General features: G+C 43.8%; 19 protein-coding genes and 1 riboswitch. Of the genes, 10 read left to right on the forward strand and 9 right to left on the reverse strand.

Annotated features, from left to right (window positions below; all coding sequences use genetic code 11):
- The first annotated feature begins 102 nt into the window (after positions 1-102).
- Genes FS666_RS11295 through FS666_RS11305 form a run of 3 tightly spaced genes read left to right on the forward strand, consistent with a single transcriptional unit; the run spans position 103 to position 3757 of the window.
- Complete coding sequence (locus tag FS666_RS11295) at positions 103-2442, forward strand: xanthine dehydrogenase family protein molybdopterin-binding subunit (protein WP_244943900.1); 2340 nt, start codon at positions 103-105, stop codon at positions 2440-2442.
- Positions 2439-3266, forward strand: coding sequence for an FAD binding domain-containing protein (locus FS666_RS11300; RefSeq protein WP_144462225.1), 828 nt, complete (start codon positions 2439-2441; stop codon positions 3264-3266). The genes FS666_RS11295 and FS666_RS11300 overlap by 4 nt, the downstream gene beginning before the upstream one ends.
- The gene (locus FS666_RS11305; RefSeq protein ID WP_144462227.1) at positions 3263-3757 is read left to right on the forward strand and encodes a (2Fe-2S)-binding protein; all 495 of its coding nucleotides are present in this window, start codon (positions 3263-3265) and stop codon (positions 3755-3757) included. The genes FS666_RS11300 and FS666_RS11305 overlap by 4 nt, the downstream gene beginning before the upstream one ends.
- 20 nt (positions 3758-3777) lie before the next feature.
- Here FS666_RS11305 and FS666_RS11310 read toward each other — a convergent pair whose 3' ends face one another.
- A complete protein-coding gene (locus tag FS666_RS11310; protein WP_144462229.1) occupies positions 3778-4164 on the reverse strand; it encodes a hypothetical protein in 387 nt (128 codons plus the stop codon).
- A gap of 328 nt (positions 4165-4492) precedes the next feature.
- Positions 4493-4671, forward strand: a riboswitch (cobalamin riboswitch).
- A 126-nt stretch (positions 4672-4797) separates the two neighbouring features.
- Here FS666_RS11310 and FS666_RS11315 point away from each other — a divergent pair.
- Genes FS666_RS11315 through FS666_RS11325 form a run of 3 tightly spaced genes read left to right on the forward strand, consistent with a single transcriptional unit; the run spans position 4798 to position 8524 of the window.
- On the forward strand, positions 4798-7080 hold the full coding sequence (locus FS666_RS11315; RefSeq protein ID WP_144462231.1) for a ribonucleoside-diphosphate reductase subunit alpha: 2283 nt from the start codon (positions 4798-4800) through the stop codon (positions 7078-7080).
- The gene (locus tag FS666_RS11320; RefSeq protein WP_144462233.1) at positions 7065-7508 is read left to right on the forward strand and encodes a flavodoxin; all 444 of its coding nucleotides are present in this window, start codon (positions 7065-7067) and stop codon (positions 7506-7508) included. The genes FS666_RS11315 and FS666_RS11320 overlap by 16 nt, the downstream gene beginning before the upstream one ends.
- Positions 7484-8524 (forward strand): ribonucleotide-diphosphate reductase subunit beta, encoded by a 1041-nt coding sequence (locus FS666_RS11325; protein WP_144462235.1) that lies wholly within the window; start codon positions 7484-7486, stop codon positions 8522-8524. Before FS666_RS11320 ends, FS666_RS11325 begins: the two co-directional genes overlap by 25 nt.
- Positions 8525-9032: 508 nt before the next feature.
- On the opposite strand, the gene FS666_RS11330 is transcribed toward FS666_RS11325, so the two are convergent.
- Positions 9033-9233 (reverse strand): cold-shock protein, encoded by a 201-nt coding sequence (locus FS666_RS11330; protein WP_018707263.1) that lies wholly within the window; start codon positions 9231-9233, stop codon positions 9033-9035.
- Between the two features lie 263 nt (positions 9234-9496).
- Complete coding sequence (gene ku, locus FS666_RS11335) at positions 9497-10336, reverse strand: non-homologous end joining protein Ku (protein WP_144462237.1); 840 nt, start codon at positions 10334-10336, stop codon at positions 9497-9499.
- A 134-nt stretch (positions 10337-10470) separates the two neighbouring features.
- Between ku and FS666_RS11340 the strand changes: the two genes are divergently transcribed.
- Positions 10471-12303 carry a DNA ligase D gene (locus FS666_RS11340; RefSeq protein ID WP_144462239.1) on the forward strand — a complete coding sequence of 611 codons (1833 nt, stop codon included), beginning with the start codon at positions 10471-10473 and terminating at the stop codon, positions 12301-12303.
- On the opposite strand, the gene FS666_RS11345 is transcribed toward FS666_RS11340, so the two are convergent.
- Together FS666_RS11345 and FS666_RS11350 are read right to left on the reverse strand one after the other, a co-directional pair.
- The gene (locus FS666_RS11345; protein WP_144462241.1) at positions 12300-13040 is read right to left on the reverse strand and encodes a hypothetical protein; all 741 of its coding nucleotides are present in this window, start codon (positions 13038-13040) and stop codon (positions 12300-12302) included. The genes FS666_RS11340 and FS666_RS11345 overlap by 4 nt on opposite strands.
- A gap of 633 nt (positions 13041-13673) precedes the next feature.
- A complete protein-coding gene (locus tag FS666_RS11350; protein WP_144462243.1) occupies positions 13674-14003 on the reverse strand; it encodes a DUF4870 domain-containing protein in 330 nt (109 codons plus the stop codon).
- 135 nt (positions 14004-14138) lie between these two features.
- Between FS666_RS11350 and uptA the strand changes: the two genes are divergently transcribed.
- A complete protein-coding gene (uptA, locus tag FS666_RS11355; protein ID WP_144462245.1) occupies positions 14139-14750 on the forward strand; it encodes an undecaprenyl phosphate transporter UptA in 612 nt (203 codons plus the stop codon).
- Positions 14751-15153: 403 nt separating this feature from the next.
- Positions 15154-15717 (forward strand): GNAT family N-acetyltransferase, encoded by a 564-nt coding sequence (locus tag FS666_RS11360; protein ID WP_144462273.1) that lies wholly within the window; start codon positions 15154-15156, stop codon positions 15715-15717.
- A 42-nt stretch (positions 15718-15759) separates the two neighbouring features.
- On the opposite strand, the gene FS666_RS11365 is transcribed toward FS666_RS11360, so the two are convergent.
- Positions 15760-15918, reverse strand: coding sequence for a DUF2639 domain-containing protein (locus tag FS666_RS11365; RefSeq protein WP_144462247.1), 159 nt, complete (start codon positions 15916-15918; stop codon positions 15760-15762).
- 184 nt (positions 15919-16102) lie between these two features.
- On the reverse strand, positions 16103-16807 hold the full coding sequence (locus FS666_RS11370) for a CAP domain-containing protein (protein ID WP_120075907.1): 705 nt from the start codon (positions 16805-16807) through the stop codon (positions 16103-16105).
- Between the two features lie 356 nt (positions 16808-17163).
- Here FS666_RS11370 and FS666_RS11375 point away from each other — a divergent pair, with 356 nt between their 5' ends.
- Positions 17164-17406 (forward strand): DNA alkylation repair protein, encoded by a 243-nt coding sequence (locus FS666_RS11375; RefSeq protein ID WP_120075905.1) that lies wholly within the window; start codon positions 17164-17166, stop codon positions 17404-17406.
- A gap of 69 nt (positions 17407-17475) precedes the next feature.
- Here the strand turns inward: FS666_RS11375 and FS666_RS11380 are convergent, their stop codons facing one another.
- Complete coding sequence (locus FS666_RS11380; protein WP_120075914.1) at positions 17476-18939, reverse strand: lmo1851 family serine protease; 1464 nt, start codon at positions 18937-18939, stop codon at positions 17476-17478.
- 376 nt (positions 18940-19315) lie between these two features.
- A complete protein-coding gene (locus FS666_RS11385; RefSeq protein WP_120075903.1) occupies positions 19316-20098 on the reverse strand; it encodes a M15 family metallopeptidase in 783 nt (260 codons plus the stop codon).
- Between the last annotated feature and the right edge of the window lies 1 nt (position 20099).

Here is a 20099-nt window from a genome sequence, read left to right on the forward strand (position 1 = left end):
ACGGTAGGTGTCTTTGAGTTACTCTAAAACTTGAAAAAAGTATTTGACATTGTACGCTTACTCAGATAAAAAATAACCTGATTGGAAGAAGGAGGCTTTTCATTGTTCAGTAAGGGTTTGACAAAAGTCGGCCAGCCGCAGCAAAGAATCGATGCGTTGGAAAAAGTGGAAGGAACCCTTAAATATGCCGGAGATCTAAGCTACCCGGATACGCTGCATGCGAAACTGGCAACAAGTACATATGCACACGCAAAACTCAAAGACATTCATACAGATGACGCTTGGAAGGTGCCGGGGGTCCGCGCTGTCATTACCGGAAAGATGTTCCCATTTCACATCGGGCCTATATTGGCGGACCGCCCCCCTTTGGCGATCGACAAAGTCCGCTACTACGGTGAGCCGGTTGCACTGGTCGTTGCCGACAATGAGTATCAGGCAAAACAGGCGGCATTATCAATTAAGGTCGATTATGAACCGCTCCCGGTCGTCAATTCGGCAAAAGAGGCATTCCAAAAGGGTTCCCCTTTGGTCCATGAGAATTCCGAACAATATCAAAAAATCATCAGCAATGTGTATCCTGTCGCCGGAACTAATATCGGGAGCCATATCAAAATACGCAAAGGCGATTTCAGCAAGGCATGGGAACAGTCCGAAGTGAAAGTGACAGCGAAGTATGAATTTAACCTTTCTGATCATGCAGCTTTGGAAACGAGAACCTGCAGCGTTGAAATAAACCCTTCGGGCAGAGTTATTGTTCATTCTTGCACGCAATCTCCCTACACTATCAAAAAGGTACTAAATCAATTTTTTAATATCGAGGTCGGGAATATCGTAGTCCATGTCCCTCTGCTGGGCGGGGCATTTGGAGGAAAAGGCACCGTTCAACTGGAGCCTCTCGCCTACTTGGCCTCCAAAATGACCGGCGGGAAGCTTGTGAGGCTGCAATATGACCGTGAAGAAGACTTGATCACCGCGCCTGGCCATATAGGGCTTCATGCCACAGTCAGATTGGGTGCTACAAAGGAAGGAAAGCTGACTGCAGGCCAATACACTTATCTAATTGATTCCGGCGCCTATACGGACCAGGCGGCAGGGATTACAAGAGCGGCAGCGCTTGATTGCACCGGCCCCTATGATGTTCCCAACGTGTGGTGCGATTCATACTGCATGTATACAAACCACCTCTACGCCACATCATTTCGCGGCTATGCCCACCCTGAGCTGACATTTGCCGTTGAAAGAACAATGGATCAGCTTGCAGAAAAGCTCGATATCGATCCGGTACAACTTCGTCTCATAAATTCAATTAAGCCCGGGGCAACTTCCCCAACTCAAACAGTGCTAAATGCCAATAATATCGGAGACGCAAAAAAATGTCTTGAAAGGGCAAAGGAATTAATCAACTGGGACGAGGGCCAAAGAACGGAAAAAGAAGGGAAAATCAAAGCGAAAGGCATTAGCCTGTTTTGGAAAACATCGACAACTGCAACTAATGCCCAAGCCGGAGCCTTTTTAACTTTCGAAGCAGACGGCAGCGTCAACCTGAACTGTGCTGCCATAGAGCTTGGACAGGGAACGAAAACCATTTTGGCGCAGATTGCGGCGGAAGAACTGGGATTGGAAACAGATAAAATCCATGTAACGATGGAAGTGAACACCCAGTATGATCCGCACCAATGGAGAACCGTAGCGAGCAGTACGACATTTCTTGCGGGAAGGGCCGTACTGGCTGCCGCAAAAGATGCTAAAACAAAACTGAAAAGAACGGCATCCATTGTTCTCAAATGTTCGGAAGAAGATCTTGAAGTCGGCGGAGGGCGCGTTTATTTGAAGCCGAGTCCGGAATACGGAGTTGAGCTTAAAGACCTGGCGCTTGGCTATAAGTTCCCTAATGGCAATGCGATCGAAGGGCAAATCGTAGGTTATGGAAGATATATTCAGAGGCATTTGACCCCTATGGACAAAAATACCGGATTCGGCAAGCCTGGTCCGTGGTGGTCAATCGGCGCACAGGCTGTTGAAATAGAATTGCATCCGGAAGATTACTCTTATAAAATTTTAAAGGCTGTCACTGTATTGGACGGAGGTACTATCATTAACCCGGCGACAGCCGCCCAGCAAATGAGGGGCGGCATGTATTTGGGACTCAGTTTTGCCAGCAGTGAATCGTTTATTTTTGACGGAAATGGAATTGTACAAAATCCTCAATTGAGAACGTATCAAATGCTGCGCTTCGGTGAAGAGCCTGATGAATACCTTGTTGATTTCATAGAGACACCATCGGCTGATGGCCCTTTCGGGGCGCGGGGAATCGGGGAATATGGAGTCATAGGGATGCCTGCTGCGCTTGCGAACGCTCTTTCGGCTGCGGTCCAGACAAACCTGAACCGCTTGCCTCTCATTCCCGAGTTCATTTGGAAACAAAAGGAGACTTTGGAATGATTCCTTTTGATTTTGAATACTACCGCCCTGATAATGTGAATGATGCAGTGGGATTGATGCAATCATTGGGGGCAAAAAAGGCCTCCATATTTTGCGGAGGAACCGAGTTCATCACTTTTGCCAAGAACAACAACATTCAGGCGGAAGCAATCATTGATATTAAAGGGATACCTGAGTGCCATGAATTTATAGATGATGGGGAGCAAATTGTCCTGGGTGCTGCCCTTACGTTAAATGAAGTCATCGAGGCGGGCTGTTTTCCCCTTCTTGCCGAAACAATCAGACGGATCGCCAACCATACATCCAGAAACAAAATTACCATCGGCGGGCATTTGAACAGCCGTTTGATCTATCGGGAAGGCATGCTTCCGCTGTTGTTGTCGGAGGCAAAACTAAAAATCGCAGGCAGTGACCGAGAAAGACTGATTTCGTTGGGTTCATCCAATCGACTTCAGCTGGAACCCGGCGAAATGGTGACCCAAATCATAATTGACAAGAAGTACGCATCTCTTCCCTTCTTCCACTACAAGAAAACGAGATGTTCAAAAGTGGGATATCCACTCGTAACAATAGCGGCGGTTAAAGAGCAGGACAAAATTACAGTTGCTTTTTCGGGGATCTGTTCCAGTCCGTTCCGGTCAAAAGAAATGGAATCAGCATTAAACGATGACTCACTATCACCTTCTGCCCGGGTTGAGAAGTCACTTGAACATCTTCCTGCACCTGTTATTGAGGATTTTCAGGGTTCTGCCGAATATCGAAAGTTCATTTTAAAAAATGGTCTTTTTCTGATGATCAAGGATTTGGAGGCAGCGGCGAAATGATGCTTTCTCACGGAAAAGGAAAGTCGGTCGTACAGTTTCATGTTAACGGAGAAACACGGGAAGCGATCATCCGGTCCGGAGATACCCTCCTTCAGACTCTAAGGGGGCAGCTGGGGTTAAGCGGAGCGAAGCCCGCCTGCGGAAATGGTGATTGCGGTGCCTGCACTATTTTGATGGGTGGAAAGCCAGTACATTCCTGCCTTGTTTTATCAATTGAGGCTCTGAATAAATCCCTTTTGACGATTGAGGGGCTGAAAGATTCGCCTATCCAAAAGGCATTTGTTGAAAAATGGGCCATCCAATGCGGATATTGCACGCCTGGGTTCGTTTTAAATTGCCACGCTTTATTGCAGGCTCACCCGGATGCATCAGATGAGACGATTGAAGAATGGCTTGAATCAAACCTATGCAGGTGTACAGGATACGCCGAAATAAAGGAAGCGGTCAAGTCAGTCCTGGATGCGGAAAAAAAGAACCCTCGGCTTATGTGAAAGCCGGGGACATCTTCCTCTTAACCTTTCTTAAAGCTCTTGTCGCCGCTATTTAATGATTGAATCAGCTGCAAAGTTTGGGAAGCCTGTTCGATCTGCTGCTGGACCTGTTCCAGCTGTTGCTGCTGGGCGCTTGTCGAGTGTGTGACGGAGATCCCCTGCATTTGGCTCAATTGCTGCGTTGCCTGCTGAAGCTGCTGCTGCGCCTGCTGCAACGATTGAATATCAGTCACTGAAGCATTTTGCCGGATTATCATTTCTGCCTGCTGCATGGCTTGGATCGCCTGCTTTTTTTGTGACTGGAATTGCTGGTCCAGCTGCTGATCGTTTTTTTGGGCTTCCTGCTGATTTATTTTCTGTGCAAATGCTTGCAGTTCCGCCTGCTGTTTTTTTTGGTTACTGTTCATATCGGATTCCTCCCTGATAAAATTGCTTAGTCATTATTCTTCATACATCAGAAAGGTTTTATCCATATTTTCAACTGGGAAAAATTTTTTAATCAGATAAACAAGGATATGTACTTCAAGATTTCAAATATATCAAACTGCATATCTAGCCTTCCTTTCCTGCAATTACATCCCAATTTGTCGAGGTTACCGTTTCTCCCCTCCTTGTCAAGGTTGCCTGCCATTCTCTTAAAAGAAAAAAGATTGTGCTTGTATTTCAATTTTACTCATGATAAAATCACAATCGACACTATATTTGGTGACAAACATTTTACACAACACAATATATTGATAATTCACAAGACGAGGTGCCCATTGAGGGCTTAAAAGGGAATCCGGTGAAAATCCGGAACTGTCCCCGCAACTGTAAGTGCGAACGACCGGGAAAGAACCACTGTCCATAAACGGGAAGGTTCCCCAGTAGGATGATGCACAAGTCAGGAGACCTGCCTTTTCTTGTCCGAGTTTCAATTCTTCGGGGGTTGGGAAGATGAAACGATAGCGAAACTGTTTCCTTTTTTCCCTATCGTTTGTTCCGCTCTGTTCCCCGGAGTGGATTTTTTTATTGGAGAAAACAGGAGGTTTCTATTAAAAATGACAACAATCATCGTTAAAGAAGATGGAAACAGAAAAAAACCATTTGACAGAGATCGGCTGGACAAATTTCTTAAGAGAGTCACTTTGATAGATTCAATGGACTACCGCGATAAAATTTTTAGAAGTATTGAAGCAAAAACAGAGCTAAAAGCAGAGCATATTACAGACCTGCTCATTCAGTCCGCGCTGGAAAACGTTGATGAATTGAATACACAATGGTCTTTTGATGCAGCAAAAATATATTTGCACGATTTATACAGAAGGGCTGCCGAAAGCCGTTCCTATGATAAAAATAAGAAATACGGCGATTTTTACAGCCTTATAACAGCGTTGACGGAAAAAGGGATTTATTCCCCCTCCCTTTTGGAAAAATACAGCAAACATGAAATCGATCAATTGTCAAAGCTGATTGATCCGGAGCGTGATTACCTTTTTGATTATACAGGCCTACATACGCTGGCTACAAGATATTTGGCTGTTGACCATGAAAAGAACACATTCGAGCTGCCACAGGAAAGATGGCTCATCATTGCGATGCATCTCATGCAGGATGAAGCGGCAGATAAACGCTTGGAACATGTGGCGGAAAGCTACTGGGCGCTTTCAAATCTCTATATGACGGTTGCGACGCCGACACTTGCCAATGCCGGGCTCGCCCACGGGCAATTGTCGAGCTGCTTCATTGATACTGTGGATGATTCCCTGATCGGCATATACAACAGCAACACGGATGTTGCCAGACTATCCAAAGACGGAGGCGGAATCGGCGTCTACATGGGCAAAGTGAGAGCACGCGGCAGCTCCATCAAAGGGTTTAAAGGCGCTTCATCAGGCGTCGTTCCGTGGATCAAACAGTTGAACAACACGGCAGTCAGCGTAGACCAGCTTGGAAGACGCAAAGGTGCCATTGCTGTCTATCTTGACGTATGGCATGCCGATATCCTTTCCTTTCTCGACTTGAAGCTCAACAACGGAGACGAAAGGCAGCGGGCGCACGATATTTTTACAGGAGTCTGCCTGCCCGACCTGTTCATGGAGCAGGTTGAAAGACGCGGAGACTGGCATTTATTCGACCCTTATGAAGTGAAACAAGTGATGGGCTATTCTTTGGAAGACTTTTATGATGAAGAAAAAGGGGCAGGTTCTTTCAGGGAAAAATACGAAGAATGTGTCCAGTGTGAACAATTGACCAAAACAACGATTCCTGCCATCCAGATCATGATCCGAATCATGAAGTCCCAGTTGGAAACAGGTACTCCTTTCATGTTTTACAGGGATCAAGTGAACCGCATGAATCCAAACAAGCATGCCGGGATGGTGTATTCCAGCAATTTATGCACAGAAATCATGCAAAATATGTCCCCTACCATTCATTGTGAGGAAACGGTTGATGGGGATACAATCATTTCATATAAAAAAGCCGGTGACTTCGTCGTATGCAACCTCTCTTCCATCAACCTGGGAAAATCTGTTGATCCGAATGAGGACAACTTCGAGATTTTGGAGAGGCTGATTCCTATCCAGGTAAGAATGCTGGATAATGTCATCGACCTGAATACGATCGATGTCAAGCAGGCAGCCATTACTAATCAAAAATACCGCGCCATCGGCCTCGGAACCTTCGGCTGGCATCACCTGCTGGCCCTAAAGGGCATCGCCTGGGAATCCAAAGAGGCTGTTCAATTGGCGGACAGACTATATGAGAAAATTGCCCAATTGACCATCAAAGCAAGCGTGCAGCTGGCAAAAGAAAAAGGCGCTTACCCGCTGTTTGAAGGAAGCGACTGGCAGACAGGCCATTACTTTGAAGTGCGCGGCTACCTTGCGGATGACAACGAAAATGAGTGGAAAGAAATCATGGATGATGTAAAAGAACACGGCATAAGAAACGGGTACTTGATGGCAGTTGCTCCAAATTCAAGCACATCTGTCATAGCGGGCTCGACTGCCAGCATCGACCCCGTCTTCAAACCGTTTTACCATGAAGAAAAGAAAAATTATAAGCTCCCGGTTGTTGCACCGGACCTTGACCATCATACATACAATGTGTACAGGAAATCGGCATACATTGTGGATCAGCGCTGGTCCATCCAGCAAAATGCTGCGAGACAGCGACATATCGACCAGGCCGTCTCATTTAACTTTTACGTCCCGAATCATATTAAGGCGCAGGTCATGCTCGATTTGCATTTGCAGGCTTGGGATTCAGGGTTGAAAACAACATATTACGTGAGATCGACCGCATCGGATATAGAGGATTGTGTATGGTGCGAATCCTGATCTGCTATGCCAGCTTCAGCGGAAACACGAAAGAGACGGCCGAAATCATCGATGACATTTTTTCAACAAATGGGCATTCCACCCTTTTGCACCGGATCGGATCGGGACCCGCACCCGATCCTTCCCGCTTTGACGCCATGCTGGTCGGAACCTTTACTTGGGGAAAAGGGAAAACTCCGGAACTTGTAAAGGACTTTGTCTACGAAATCGGGTATAAACCGCCCAACGTTTATGTATTTGGAACAGGAGATACGCAATTCGGGGGCGATGCATTGTTTTGCCATGCTGCTGAAAAACTCGCGGCATTTTATCATTCATCATTTGAGCCTTTAAAAATTGAGCAAAGTCCCAGAGGCTCTCAGGAAAATACAGTAAAAAAATGGACGGAAGGAGTATTGAATCAATGCCTAAAACACTTGACAAAGTAGCCGTGTTGGAACCACTGAATCCTAATAAATCAACAGCACTGTTCGGGGGAAAGGCAAGCGGCATCTTGAATTGGAACGACCTTGCCTACCCTCATTTCTACAATCACAGGGAGCAGATCCGTGCATTATTCTGGCGTGCCAGCGAGGTGGATATGACCCAGGATATCAAGCAGTTTCCAACACTTCCGGAAATTGAACAGGATGCATTTTTAAAAATTATCGGATTGCTTGCGACACTTGATGGCCCGCAGACTGATATTGCAGCCAGAATCGGCCATTACTCAACCGACCCTTCCGTAAAATCAATCATGGCGACAATCGCCGACCAGGAGAGCGAGCACAACCACAGTTACGCATATGTCCTTTCTTCCGTCACTTCTTTTGACAGACAAAATGAATCATTTGAAACCGGAAGAAAAGATGAAGTGTTACTGAAAAGAAATGAAAGGATCATGCAAGTGTATAATGAGTTTGCATTGAACCCTTCCATTGAAAATGTTTTAAAGGCAATGGTCTACACCGCATTGCTTGAAGGATTATTCTTTTATTCAGGATTTGCTTTCTTCTATAACATGGCAAGGAATCAAAAAATGGTCGGAACATCCACGATGATTTCTTATATTAACCGCGACGAGCTTCAGCATGGCCGTTTTATCAGCGATCTGTTCCGTGCCACTCTGGCCGAAAATCCGGAATATAATTCGGCAGAATTTACGGATTGGGTATACGCCCAGTTCCGCCATTCGGTCGATCAGGAAATGTATTGGAGCCGCTATGTACTGGATGGAATTGATGGAATCGACCTCATTGAGATGGAGGGCTATATCAAGTACCGAGCAAATAAAATGCTTAGAATGCTGGGGTTGAGCGAAATTTATGAAGATTATGTTGATAATCCGATGAAATGGATCCGTGCCTATGTAGACAATTTTGATGATACGAAAACCGACTTTTTCGAACAAAAATCCCGCCAATACACCAAAACAAGCGATCTGAACGGATTTGATGAATTATAAACAAAAGCGCAATCGCCTGTTTATCGACGTACAGACTGGAGTGCTTACGACGAGATAAAGGATAAGGAAAGGCGGAGAGTGCCTGCTTATCGGCGCAAAGCTAGACGAGCGCTGAAGAAGGCGTAGTTTGCCTTCAGCAGCGATTGGCTTAATCCTTGCGCCGATGGCACTCGCAGCCAGACAACACGGCGACGAAGGCAGGCTCAGGACGCGACATCCTGTCGCTTCGCCTGCACTAGGACGTCCTGTCCGTCGGAGCCGATGTTGACTTATCGTAGGAAAGCTACTACTTGAGATGGCCTCGTGCAGCTTTGCGACGAGGTGAGCCAAACATCCTCGAATAAGCTACGCCGCAGGAGCACATTAAGCGCGAAGTCTGCTAGTCGATAGGCGCTGGAGCTAGACGCAGCATTTAGTAAAAAAAAGTTATTCACAGGTATGGAATTTTATAGTTTCTTCAACAAAAAAAGAACTGCTCTATAAAGGGCAGTTCTTTGCGTGAGTAAAATTATAGTTTAACAACGTTTTCCGCTTGTGGTCCACGTTGGCCTTCAACGATTTCAAATTCCACTTGTTGACCTTCATCAAGAGTTTTGAATCCTTCACCTTGAATAGCGCTGAAATGTACGAATACGTCATTTCCGCCTTCTACTTCGATGAATCCAAAACCTTTCTCACTGTTAAACCATTTAACTGTACCAGTTGTCATGCACAAAAACCTCCAAAAATTTTTTAATATGTTCCTAATATTTACCGGGTAAATAAAAATTCACATATTATAATAAATACCCACTTGCTGGAGTAGATATTCATTATAACATGTGAATAATGGTAACTCCAATTACTGGTAAATAAAATTCATATCCTTACTTCACATTCATTATACATGAACGAAAAGAAAAAAACAAGAAGCGGGCAAAGTTTATTTTTTATGTTAATATTTTTTTACCCGTTTCCTGTATTTTTTATTCATTATTTTTTATCTCCAGCTGCAGAAGTTTTCGCTGCAGGCTTTTTTGCTTTAGCCGGCCGTTTTGTTTTGGGCTTGGTCCTGTCGATTGAAGCCTGAAGTGCAGCCATTAGATCAGTCATTTGGGCTGCAGGCTCTTTTTCCTTCACAGTGACCAGATCTTTTCCTGTCCGTTTCGCTTCAATCAATCCCAGAACTTTTGTTCGGTATTCGTCTTTATACTTATCCGGATCAAATGTGGTGGTCAATTGATCAATAAGCATAATCGCCGTATCGATCTCCTTCTTTGTCACATTATCTTCGGATGGAACATTGGGGACGTCAACGGCTTTTCGAACTTCATCCGGAAAGTGGATCGTTTCCATTAAAAGGGTATCTTGATAAACCCGGATGACCGCGAGTTGTTCCTTGGAACGGATCATGATTTTTGCGAGCCCTACTTTTTCCGACTCGGTCAAAGCTTTCCTGAGCAGTCCATAAGCTTTATTTCCGCCATCAGGGGACATATAATAGCTTCGGTTGAAGTATATGGGATCGATTTCATCCAATTTAATAAAATCGATGATTTCCACCGCTTTTTCTTCCACCGCCTCTTTCAATCCACTTAATTCGTCCTCTTCAACGACGACAAATTTTCCTTTTGTGACTTCATAGCCTTTGACAATGTCCTTGGTTCCAATCTCCTTTTCACATGTGGGACAAACCTTTTCGTACTTGATAGGTGTGTGGCATTCATTGTGCAATGACCGGAATTTAACATCTTTGTCTTCTGTTGCGGCATGCAGTTTGATCGGAATGTTCACAAGCCCGAAACTGATGCTTCCTTTCCACATTGTATGCATATGGTCACCTTCGTCTGCTTGGTTTTTCCATAGCTTTTGTACATAATGGGAAGATATACATTTTTAAACTTTTGGTAAAATAAATCGGTTAGGAAAAACTACATGTAGTAAAATGCTGAAAAGGTGAGATTTCGATGAGGCCTATGCTTCCCACTTTAACTTTTGATCCGCCCCAAAAAGGAAACTGGCTCTATGAATTAAAATATGACGGGTATCGTGGATTGCTGGAATGGACAGAGCATGAAGTGCACCTTTGGAGCAGGAACGGCAAGGATATGCTTCCACAATTCCCGGAAATAAAAACTTTTTTGGACGCAAATTTAGAAAAAATGAAGGAGTATCTTCCCATTTTGTTGGATGGGGAACTCGTCATTTTGGAAAATCCGTTCAAGGCTAATTTTTCAAAGCTGCAGCAAAGGGGCAGAATGCGCTCAAAAGAAAAAATATCATTGGAATCAAGCGAGTGGCCATGCCATTATCTCCTATTTGATTTGTTATTCTGTCAAGGAAGCGACCTGGCTGCCTCGCCCTATCTTGAGCGGAAAAGCAAATTATCAAAGCTGGTCCAAATTCTTGGGCTCCCCGATTCCCCTGCCCCCGGAGATGGCAGGCTGTTCCAATACATCCCCTTTTCAAAATCCCTTAAAGAGAGTTTGCATACCGCGATGGAATTTGGCAGCGAAGGAATTGTCGCCAAACAGGCACAAAGCAAATGGCTTGAGGGTAAAAGGTCCGCAAACTGGCTGAAAATCAAAAATTGGAAAACCGCATCCTGTTTCATCACTTCCATGGATGAAGAGAATGGGTATTTTTATGTTGGGGTTTGGAAAGAAGGCACTGTTTTTCCGCTTGGCCAATTTTTATTCAGCCTTGATTCGGAGGCGAAGGCGGCGCTGAAAACAACCATACTTGAAAACCATACCGGGCGGGAGGGATCGATGTACTTCGTTGATCCCGGCATATGTGTTGACATCAACTATCTGGAATGGACGGACAATCAGCTGCGGGAGCCGCATTTCAAATGTTTGCGGTTTGACCTTCATCCGGACGACTGTACTTTTGAAAAATTTTTATATGACGAAGCAATCTTCCCTTCCGGCATCGAAATCACTCATCCGGATAAAGTTTTATGGAAAAAAAATTATGCAACGAAGCTGGACTATGTCCGCTATCTTAGAAAGACAGCCCATTTCATGCTTCCTTTTTTGAAAAATCGGGCTCTTACAGTTATCAGGTCCCCGCACGGTGTATTCGGAGAATCCTTTTATCAGAAGAACAAGCCGGAAACCTCCCCCGGTTTCGTTGAATCATTCGTAGTAGATGGCATCGACTACATTGTATGCAACGATTTGAAATCACTCATATGGCTCGGAAATCAGCTTGCGATCGAGTTCCACATCCCTTTTCATACTGTGGCAAGCAAGTATGTGAGCGAGATTGTTTTTGACCTTGATCCCCCGGACCGGTCACACTTCCAGCTGGCTGTATACGCAGCTACAATCCTTAAACAGATTTTAGATGAACTGAATCTATTGTCATTTGTAAAACTGTCCGGTAATAAGGGGCTTCAAGTCTACATTCCATTGCCTGAAGGACAGTTCACATGGGAGGACACCCGCCGGTTTACATCATTTGTCGCCGAATTTTTGGTGCAGTACGATCCGGATTCTTTCACTACAGAAAGGTTGAAAAAAAATCGGGGCGAACGGCTCTATGTCGATTTTGTCCAGCACGCCGAAGGAAAAACGATTATTGCACCTTACTCGGTCAGGAACAATGAGGACGGTCTTGTGGCTGCCCCCATTCATTGGGACGAGCTGACTGATGATCTATGCCCCGCCCAGTTTACTATGAATGCCGTCCTCAAAAGACTTGCCCAGATGAAAGACCCATTTTCCGGATATTTTCACTGCAAAAACAAGCAGCCGTTCGAGAAAGTGCTTGATCTTTTGGGAAATCAAGGCTAAAACAATACCAGCAGACATAAACAGAGACTTCTCTCTTCCTTTGACAGGCTTGGATCCACTTTCAGCAAGGGCGTATTTGGAGAAAAGTATTGCTGCCATTTAATGGGCATCAACCCTTTTTTTATGGTCATGACTGGCCGTCCATTTTTTAATAACATCCTGTCCGAATACGGCTTTTTGAGCTCGAAATGATCAGGGCCGACAATAAAGCTGCGGCTTTTGCTGCCTCTAGTATTGATCATCACAGGAAGCTTTTTTTTCGAAGTGATGAAGCTTATACCGCTTTGGTCTATATGCATGTAAGCAGTTGTCCCTATTCCATGCTCATTGATTTTAAACAGCCGTCCCCTTTTTCCCAGTTCATAATATTTCAGGCGGGCCCTCCTCTCCTTTCCTTTGATGATCAATAGGGAAAGCCGCCGGATTCCGTCTGAAGAGTAAGCCTCCATCAGACAATTGGCATTGTGTGAAGGGATGATGAGGAGGGTTTCATTATGCTCGGCCATCGGGCCGTTGCTGAGCATCATCGACACCGCACTGGTCTTATATGAAAAATATAAACATCTCAATATAAAATATATCATGCATAGAAATACAGCCAGCCCTGCCAGGTTGCTCAGCAAAAAATCAGCTTTTTTTACATTTGGCAAGATGATAACCGTAAAAACGACGGTAAACAGGATGCTTTGATGAAAATACAGACGGGCCATGAAAGAGTAATGTTCTTTTATATTCATCCTCTTCCCCCTATTTCAGGAGTCTCGATTCATTATACGAGACAAGCCCTATGAACATGACCTTTTTATAAAGAAAAGCGCAAGCGCCTGTTTATCGACGTACAGACTGAAATGCGGAAGACGGCCGTTTAGGGGCAACAAGCGCTGGCCGCCGACAAACGCCACATCCTGTGGCGTCGGTGGCACTAGGCCATCCTGTCCGTCGGAGGGCAATCCAGTGAAGTCGTTCTTTGACTTCATTGGATTGACCGAAGCGACCTCGAGCCCCTGCCGTCTGAAGCTAGACACTGGAGCACTCCGAAATGAGATAAAGGATAAGGAAGTGCGAGAGTGCCTGCTTATCGGCGCAAAGCTAGACGAGCGCTGAAGAAGGCGTAGTTTGCCTTCAGCAGCGATTGGCTTAATCCTTGCGCCGATGGCACTCGCAGCCAGACAACACGGCGAGGTACGAGCCGATGTTGACTTATCGATGTGGAGGAGGGCGAAGTTTGCTAGTCGCTGGGCGCTGGAGCTGGACAATGCACAATGATTTTATACGAATATCTTTGAAAAAATTTATGCTTTATCTCAAAATAAAAATACCCTTGATATTCCGTCTAATAGGGAATATCAAGGGTATCCTATTGCAGCATCCTACTTGATAATTCTGAATATAAGTGGAAAATGATATATTTCTCCGTTGTACGCTTTGACTGCCGCAATGATAGTGAAAATAAATGCCATCACCCCAATAATCGGCAATAGGATAAATCCGATGAGTACAAGCATTAATATATAAGCCGCTATACTGTACACTGCATACGAGATGAAAAAATTCAAGTATTCCTTCCCGTGAAAATCGATAAAAGGCGACTCATCTTTTTTCAGAAGCCAAATGAGCAGCGGGCCGATCAATGCTGTAAAAAAACTTGTTACATATATGACCATTGCGAGCATTCTTTCATTGCTGGATACTATATCCATATAATTCCCTCCCATTGAATAACTATTAGTTTATACGAAAACAAGTATGGAAAGTTTCAAAAAAGATGATATTTTTTTTCGTACAAGCATAATCATTCTTTGAGCATGCTTGTGTGAATGGGGTGGTAAAATTTCATGCTTCGCGAATGGGCTGTTGAATTACTGCAAATTCTTGGAGACTATGGATTCTTGGGCATAACCATCGGTCTGATGATAGAAGTCATTCCAAGTGAAATTGTCCTCGGGTATGGCGGGTACTTAATAGCAATCGGAAGAATTTCTTTCTTTGAAGCCTTAATTGCGGGAGTTCTTGGCGGAACGATGGCTCAACTCTTCTTGTATTGGCTCGGGATTTACGGGGGCAGGCCTTTTTTTGACCGGTACGGAAAGTATCTATTTATCCAATCTAAACATTTAAATGCAGCTGAAAGCTGGTTTTCGAGGCATGGAACGATTGTCATTTTCACTGCCCGCTTCATCCCAGTCATCAGACATGCGATTTCCATCCCTGCCGGCATAGCCAGGATGCCTTTTTATCAATTCACCGTTCTTACTGTTGCAGCGATGATTCCTTGGACGGTTCTATTCCTCTTGATCGGCATCGAACTTGAAAATCATTGGGATCAAATCGGAGACTACGCCGCGGCTTATTTAAGACCGATTATCGGAACAGCACTGGCAGTCCTCCTGCTATACTTTCTATTAAAAAAATGGCCCCTAAAACGCATGTCGAAAAACGAAAAATAATATTTTAAAAAAACGGATTTTAGCTATTTCCAAACAAAATAAATTTTTGTATTATATGGGTAGATACTAAGAAAAGCGTAAGCGCCCGTTTAGCGACGTACAAACTGGAGCACTCCGCAATGAGATAAAGGAAACACGGCGAGGTACGAGCCGATGTTGACTTATCGATTGGAGGAGGGTGAAGTTTGCTAGTCGCTGGGCGCTGGAGCTATACAGTCTTTTCTTACTCAAAAAAAACAGAATACATCTCATAATTGAGGGAAGGCAAATGGTGCGCCACCAGTCCTGTTTCTGACTGGTATTAGTGGGTTCGATTCCCACCCCGAAATTTTTTATGCAAACTTAAAAAATTTCGAGGGCAGGATCGAACGCCGACCTGCCCTGGGCAGGAGGGATTCAGATGATGCTCAAGAAACGTGAAGTAAATGGGCATGAATGCCGGATTTTGTTTGATTTGATGACGCACCCCGATGTCTTCCCTTACGTACGTCAAAAATCTTTTTCGTACGACGAGTTTGTCTTTTTAACAAAGCAGACAATTGAAGCAGAAGAGCGTGGCGAATTGATCTCAAGGACCATTCTGGATGAGTGGGAAAATCCGATCGGTACGATTAATCTTTTTGATATTGACTCAAAAAGCGGATTTTTGGGAACATGGATCGGCAAACCGTTTCATGGAAAAGGCTATAACCATATAGCGAAGGAAAATTTCTTTCAGGAGCTATTTTTCGAAAGTGACATTGAAACTGTTTTTATGCGCATCCGGAAAGAAAATATCCGGTCGAAAAAAGCAGCAGAAAAGCTTCCGTATACCATTTTGGCCAATGAAACAAGACGGGATCTTTTTAATCAATTGAACTGCGGCGGATATGTATATGACCTTTATGAAGTGCCAAAGGATTTATACACGATGGAATTTATCCGCAATTCCGCAGCCGAAGAAGAAACACAGCCAATGGAAGCCTAGCTTTAAAAAACAGCCGGAAAGCAAATGTTTCCGGCTGTTTTTCTAATCTTTTCTTTTTTCTTCTGCTTCTATCATTTCATTGTAAAGATTTCTCACAACGTATATTTTAAATAATTCCAGCTTCTTTTTCTTCTCCGGGTGGAAACGGATGCCCTTTTCTTTCAGTTTCGCAATATACCAACCCTTGGAATAAATGTGCACTTTTCATCTCCCCTTTTCACATGCCAATTATCATATGAAAGGAGCGATTCTATGTTGCTTGGCCAATACGCTAAAATTAATCATTCAAGCAGTGTGCAAAAGATCGTATCCAAAAAATCGTGGGGAACATCAAAAAGAACGAACAAGCTCTGTACAAAAAGCTGTTCGTTCTTTTTTCAGTTTATTATTTTCCGATGAATTGTTGTGTCCAGTAATTTCCGTCAGCTGCATGACCCACACCGATATGTGTGTAATCTTTGCTTAAAATGTTTTCACGGTGGCCTGAGCTGTTCATCCAAGCATTCACAACTTCTTCAGGTGTACGTTGACCTTGAGCGATGTTTTCACCGGCTGAACGGTAGCTGATTCCGAATTTTTTCATCATATCAAATGGGGAACCGTATGTTGGGCTGTTATGGTCGAAATAGTTGTTTGCAGACATGTCTCTTGATTTTTCGCGAGCCACTTTACTTAATTCCACATCTACTTTAAGCGGTGCAAGTCCATTTTTAGCTCTTTCCGCATTTGTCAATTCGACCACTTTTTGTTCATAGGCGCTTAACTGGCTGTTTTGCTGCTCAGCGGGTTTTTGCTCTTCTTTTTTAGGTTGCTGCGGTTTTTCAGCAGGTTTTTGGGCTGGTTGCTGTTCAGCAGGTTTTTGCGCCTGCTTTTCAGGCTGATAGTTGTCTTTTTCTGTTTTCCAATTAGGATAATATTTATAAACAAACTGATCGCACCAGTTATTCATCTTTTGCATACCATCAGTTTGATAGTAATACACCTTTACATTGGACTGTGCTTGATCCGGCGTTGCTGCGCTGGCTTGTCCTGCAATTGGAGCAGCCAATATCGCCAACGCTGCCGCAGTTGAAACGATTGATTTTTTCATCTCATTTATTCCTCCCTGTCTTTTTCTGTTTTCATAGTATCATAGGATTTTTGTAATATTAGTGGGAGGAAGTTCCAGTTTAATAGCCTATTATTCCTTACATAGGTTCATAGAAAAGATGATTGATATCATGCGGTATTTTTAGAGAGGAAGAAATAACTTACATTGCCAACGCTGGCAAATTACTATATACACAGTTAAAAACTTCTAAATATTTGTGGTTGACAAATGTTGAAGAAGGCGTATTTTGTTACATATATTACAGCGCTGTTTCAATTGTTATGGTATTGTTAGCAGCTTAACCTCTCTAATAAATTAAGCATTAGTTGGTTATTCTGATAAAAAAGGAGGTCATCATGAGTACAAAATATCGCTGTCCCAACTGCAAGACGAATCGAACACGTTTCAATATTGTGGAACAAGTCGTTTCAGCGGTTAAAATGGACCCGGATACAGGTGAAATTGTTGAAAGGTATGACACGATGGAGGAGGCAGGCCCTTTCCACGCACATTATAACGGGCCTGAAAGAAGGATTCAATGCGGTTCATGCGGCTTGATAGAAGACGAAAGGACTTTTGCAAAATACGGTGAACAATAAGCAGCCTGGGCTGCTTTAACTTCACTCATGAAAAAAGAACTCCCTGTAAGGAAGGAGTTCTTTTTTCATTTATTTATTCTTTTTGGACAACATTTTAGCCGCTTCCTTCACTTGCGGATCATTTTCCTGAAGGTGCTCGCGGATTTTATTCATGAGCGCAATGGTTGTGTCGCCGGTCAAAACACCGGTTGTTTCCAGCTTTTCGTCTTTCTGAAACTCCATGACGGCATTTTTTGTATCTTCGTCATAAAAGGAGTCCACTTTGCCCGGATTATAGCCCAGCTCTTTTAAAATTTGCTCGGCTGCTTTCACATCCGATGAGGCTGAATCGACCTTCAGTTTGTGATCCGGATCGATATAGGACAATGAAGCATATTTAGGCATGGCCACCTTTTTATCCGGTTCGATCCCTTTCTCATTAATCCAATTGCCGTCAGGTGTCAGCCATTTGGCCATTGTGTATTTGATATTGGAGCCGTCTTGGAACTCGTAAGTTGTCTGAACGGTTCCCTTCCCGAATGTTTTTTCACCGACAAGCGGAATACCTGCGGATTCACTTACAGCCGCAGCCAGTATTTCCGAGGCGCTGGCGCTGCCTTCATCGACCAATACTACCGTCGGAACGGTAATTTTTTTACCGTCTTTTGCAACATATTCCTCCACTTTTCCGTCTTTGTTGGCTACTTGGAACAACATTTTTCCTTTTGGAACGAACAGATTGGAAATGCTGATGGCCTGATCGAGCAACCCTCCCGGATTTTTACGGAGATCAAGGATCAAGGACTTCATTCCCTTGTCTTCCATCTCTTTCAAGGCTTCGCTCAGATCTTTATCCGTGTGGCTGGAAAAGCTCGTAATTTGAATTTTCGCTACCCCGTTATCAAGCATTTCGGGATAGACGGTATTGATCGGAATTTCATCGCGTGTAATGGTGACTTTTTTCGGTTCTTCACCTTCTTTGCGCTCAATCGTCAATGTCACCTTCGTGCCTTTTTCTCCTCTGATCAACAGGACTGCTTCATTGGCGCTCATGCCCCTGACACTTTTCCCGTCCACTTCCGTTATCTTATCATTTGGTTCGATTCCGGCTTTTTCTGCCGGAGACCCTTTTATCGGGGAAACAACAACAATTGCGCCATTTTTCTCCTGAATCTCCGCTCCAATTCCTTCAAACGAAGAGGTAATGCTTTCTTCAAAGACTTTGCTTTCTTCTTTTGTCATATAATCGGAATATGGATCATCGAGCGACTTCACCATACCGTCGATGGCACCATCGACAAGCTTTTCTTCATCAACATCTTGAAAATAACTTTTCTTCAATTTATCGTATGTGTTGTACAATTTATTAAACTCGGCTCTTTCCTGCATTCCCACATTGACTGCTTTTTCATCGCCAAACGATAGGGCCAAAATGGTTACACCCGCTGTTAAAAAGACGATAAGAAAGATTAACATGACGAATCTGAATTTCTTCATCTGAATAAATCCGGCATGCTGCGGCGTATCTTCTCTATTATTTTGATTTTCTTCCATCCATTTCACCACTTTCATCACGTCAGCTCATCTTTGCATATTCAATCATCTGAAGGTTTATCCAACCACTTTATTCTACCAGTTTTACACAGCCAGTGAAAGGATAATGGAGTGTAAGTGTTATTGTAATTAGAAAAGCGCAAGCGCCTCGCCCATCGACGTACAGACTAGAGGTGCGAAGTCTGCTAGTCGATAGGGCTGGAGCTAGATAACAAAAGGCTTTGTTCAAAATTTTAAAGATAAAACATCTTATACTTTCTTACTCAGTAAGAAGCGCCTGGAGCTGGACATTATATAATCTTTGTTTGAAGAGAAAATTCGGTAACATTTTATGCTTTAACTATAAAAAGACTTTGCCCAGTAAAAGGCAAAGCCATTAAATTTTTGATGCATGCTCGAAATATTCTTCCAATGTCCAATTGTGCTGATAGATGATTTTTGCAGCTTTTACTCCTACATATCTGAAATGCCATGGTTCATACTGATATTCCGTTACCTCTTCTTTGCCTTTCGGGTAACGTAAAATGTATCCAAAACGATGGGCATTGTCCCTTAACCACTTGCCTTCGGGTTTTTGTTCAAACTCTTCAACCAAAAGGTATTGTACAGACTCGCTTGTAATATCCATAGCAAGGCCTGTCTGGTGTTCACTGTATCCCGGGACAGCAACCGCCTGGGCGGCCTTTTTCTCTCCAGATCTTGCAGCTTCTACCTGGAAAACCCCTTCTTGTCTGGCATATGAACGATATCCGGAGGAAGCATACAGTTGAATTCCATCTTTCTCGGCTGCTTCAAACATTTTTTCCAGCGCTTCAGCAGCTTCCTTCCTTAAATAACTTTTTTCAATATCCTGTTCCCCAAAGGAAAAAGCTACTTTTGGCCGGACCAAATCATCAGGTGCGTAGTCACTCGGCAATGCATAGGTTTTATTGACCAAGGCCAGTACATTGCTTGCATTCACAATTTCTTTTCTGCCATCCACTTCCACCACTTCATTGAAGTAGGCGGATTCCAAGGCCAAGCCCTCTTCCTCATTTGATTGAGTCTTTTCAGAAACGTCGTCCGGCTTTTGTTTTTGCTTGCTTTCACCCGTGAATTGATTCCACTGGCAACCGGAAAGCAAGAGTACAATCATGATGATACCTATCAGTTTTTTCATA

This window comes from Siminovitchia fortis (genome assembly GCF_007681465.1).
GTDB lineage: Bacteria > Bacillota > Bacilli > Bacillales > Bacillaceae_C > Siminovitchia > Siminovitchia fortis.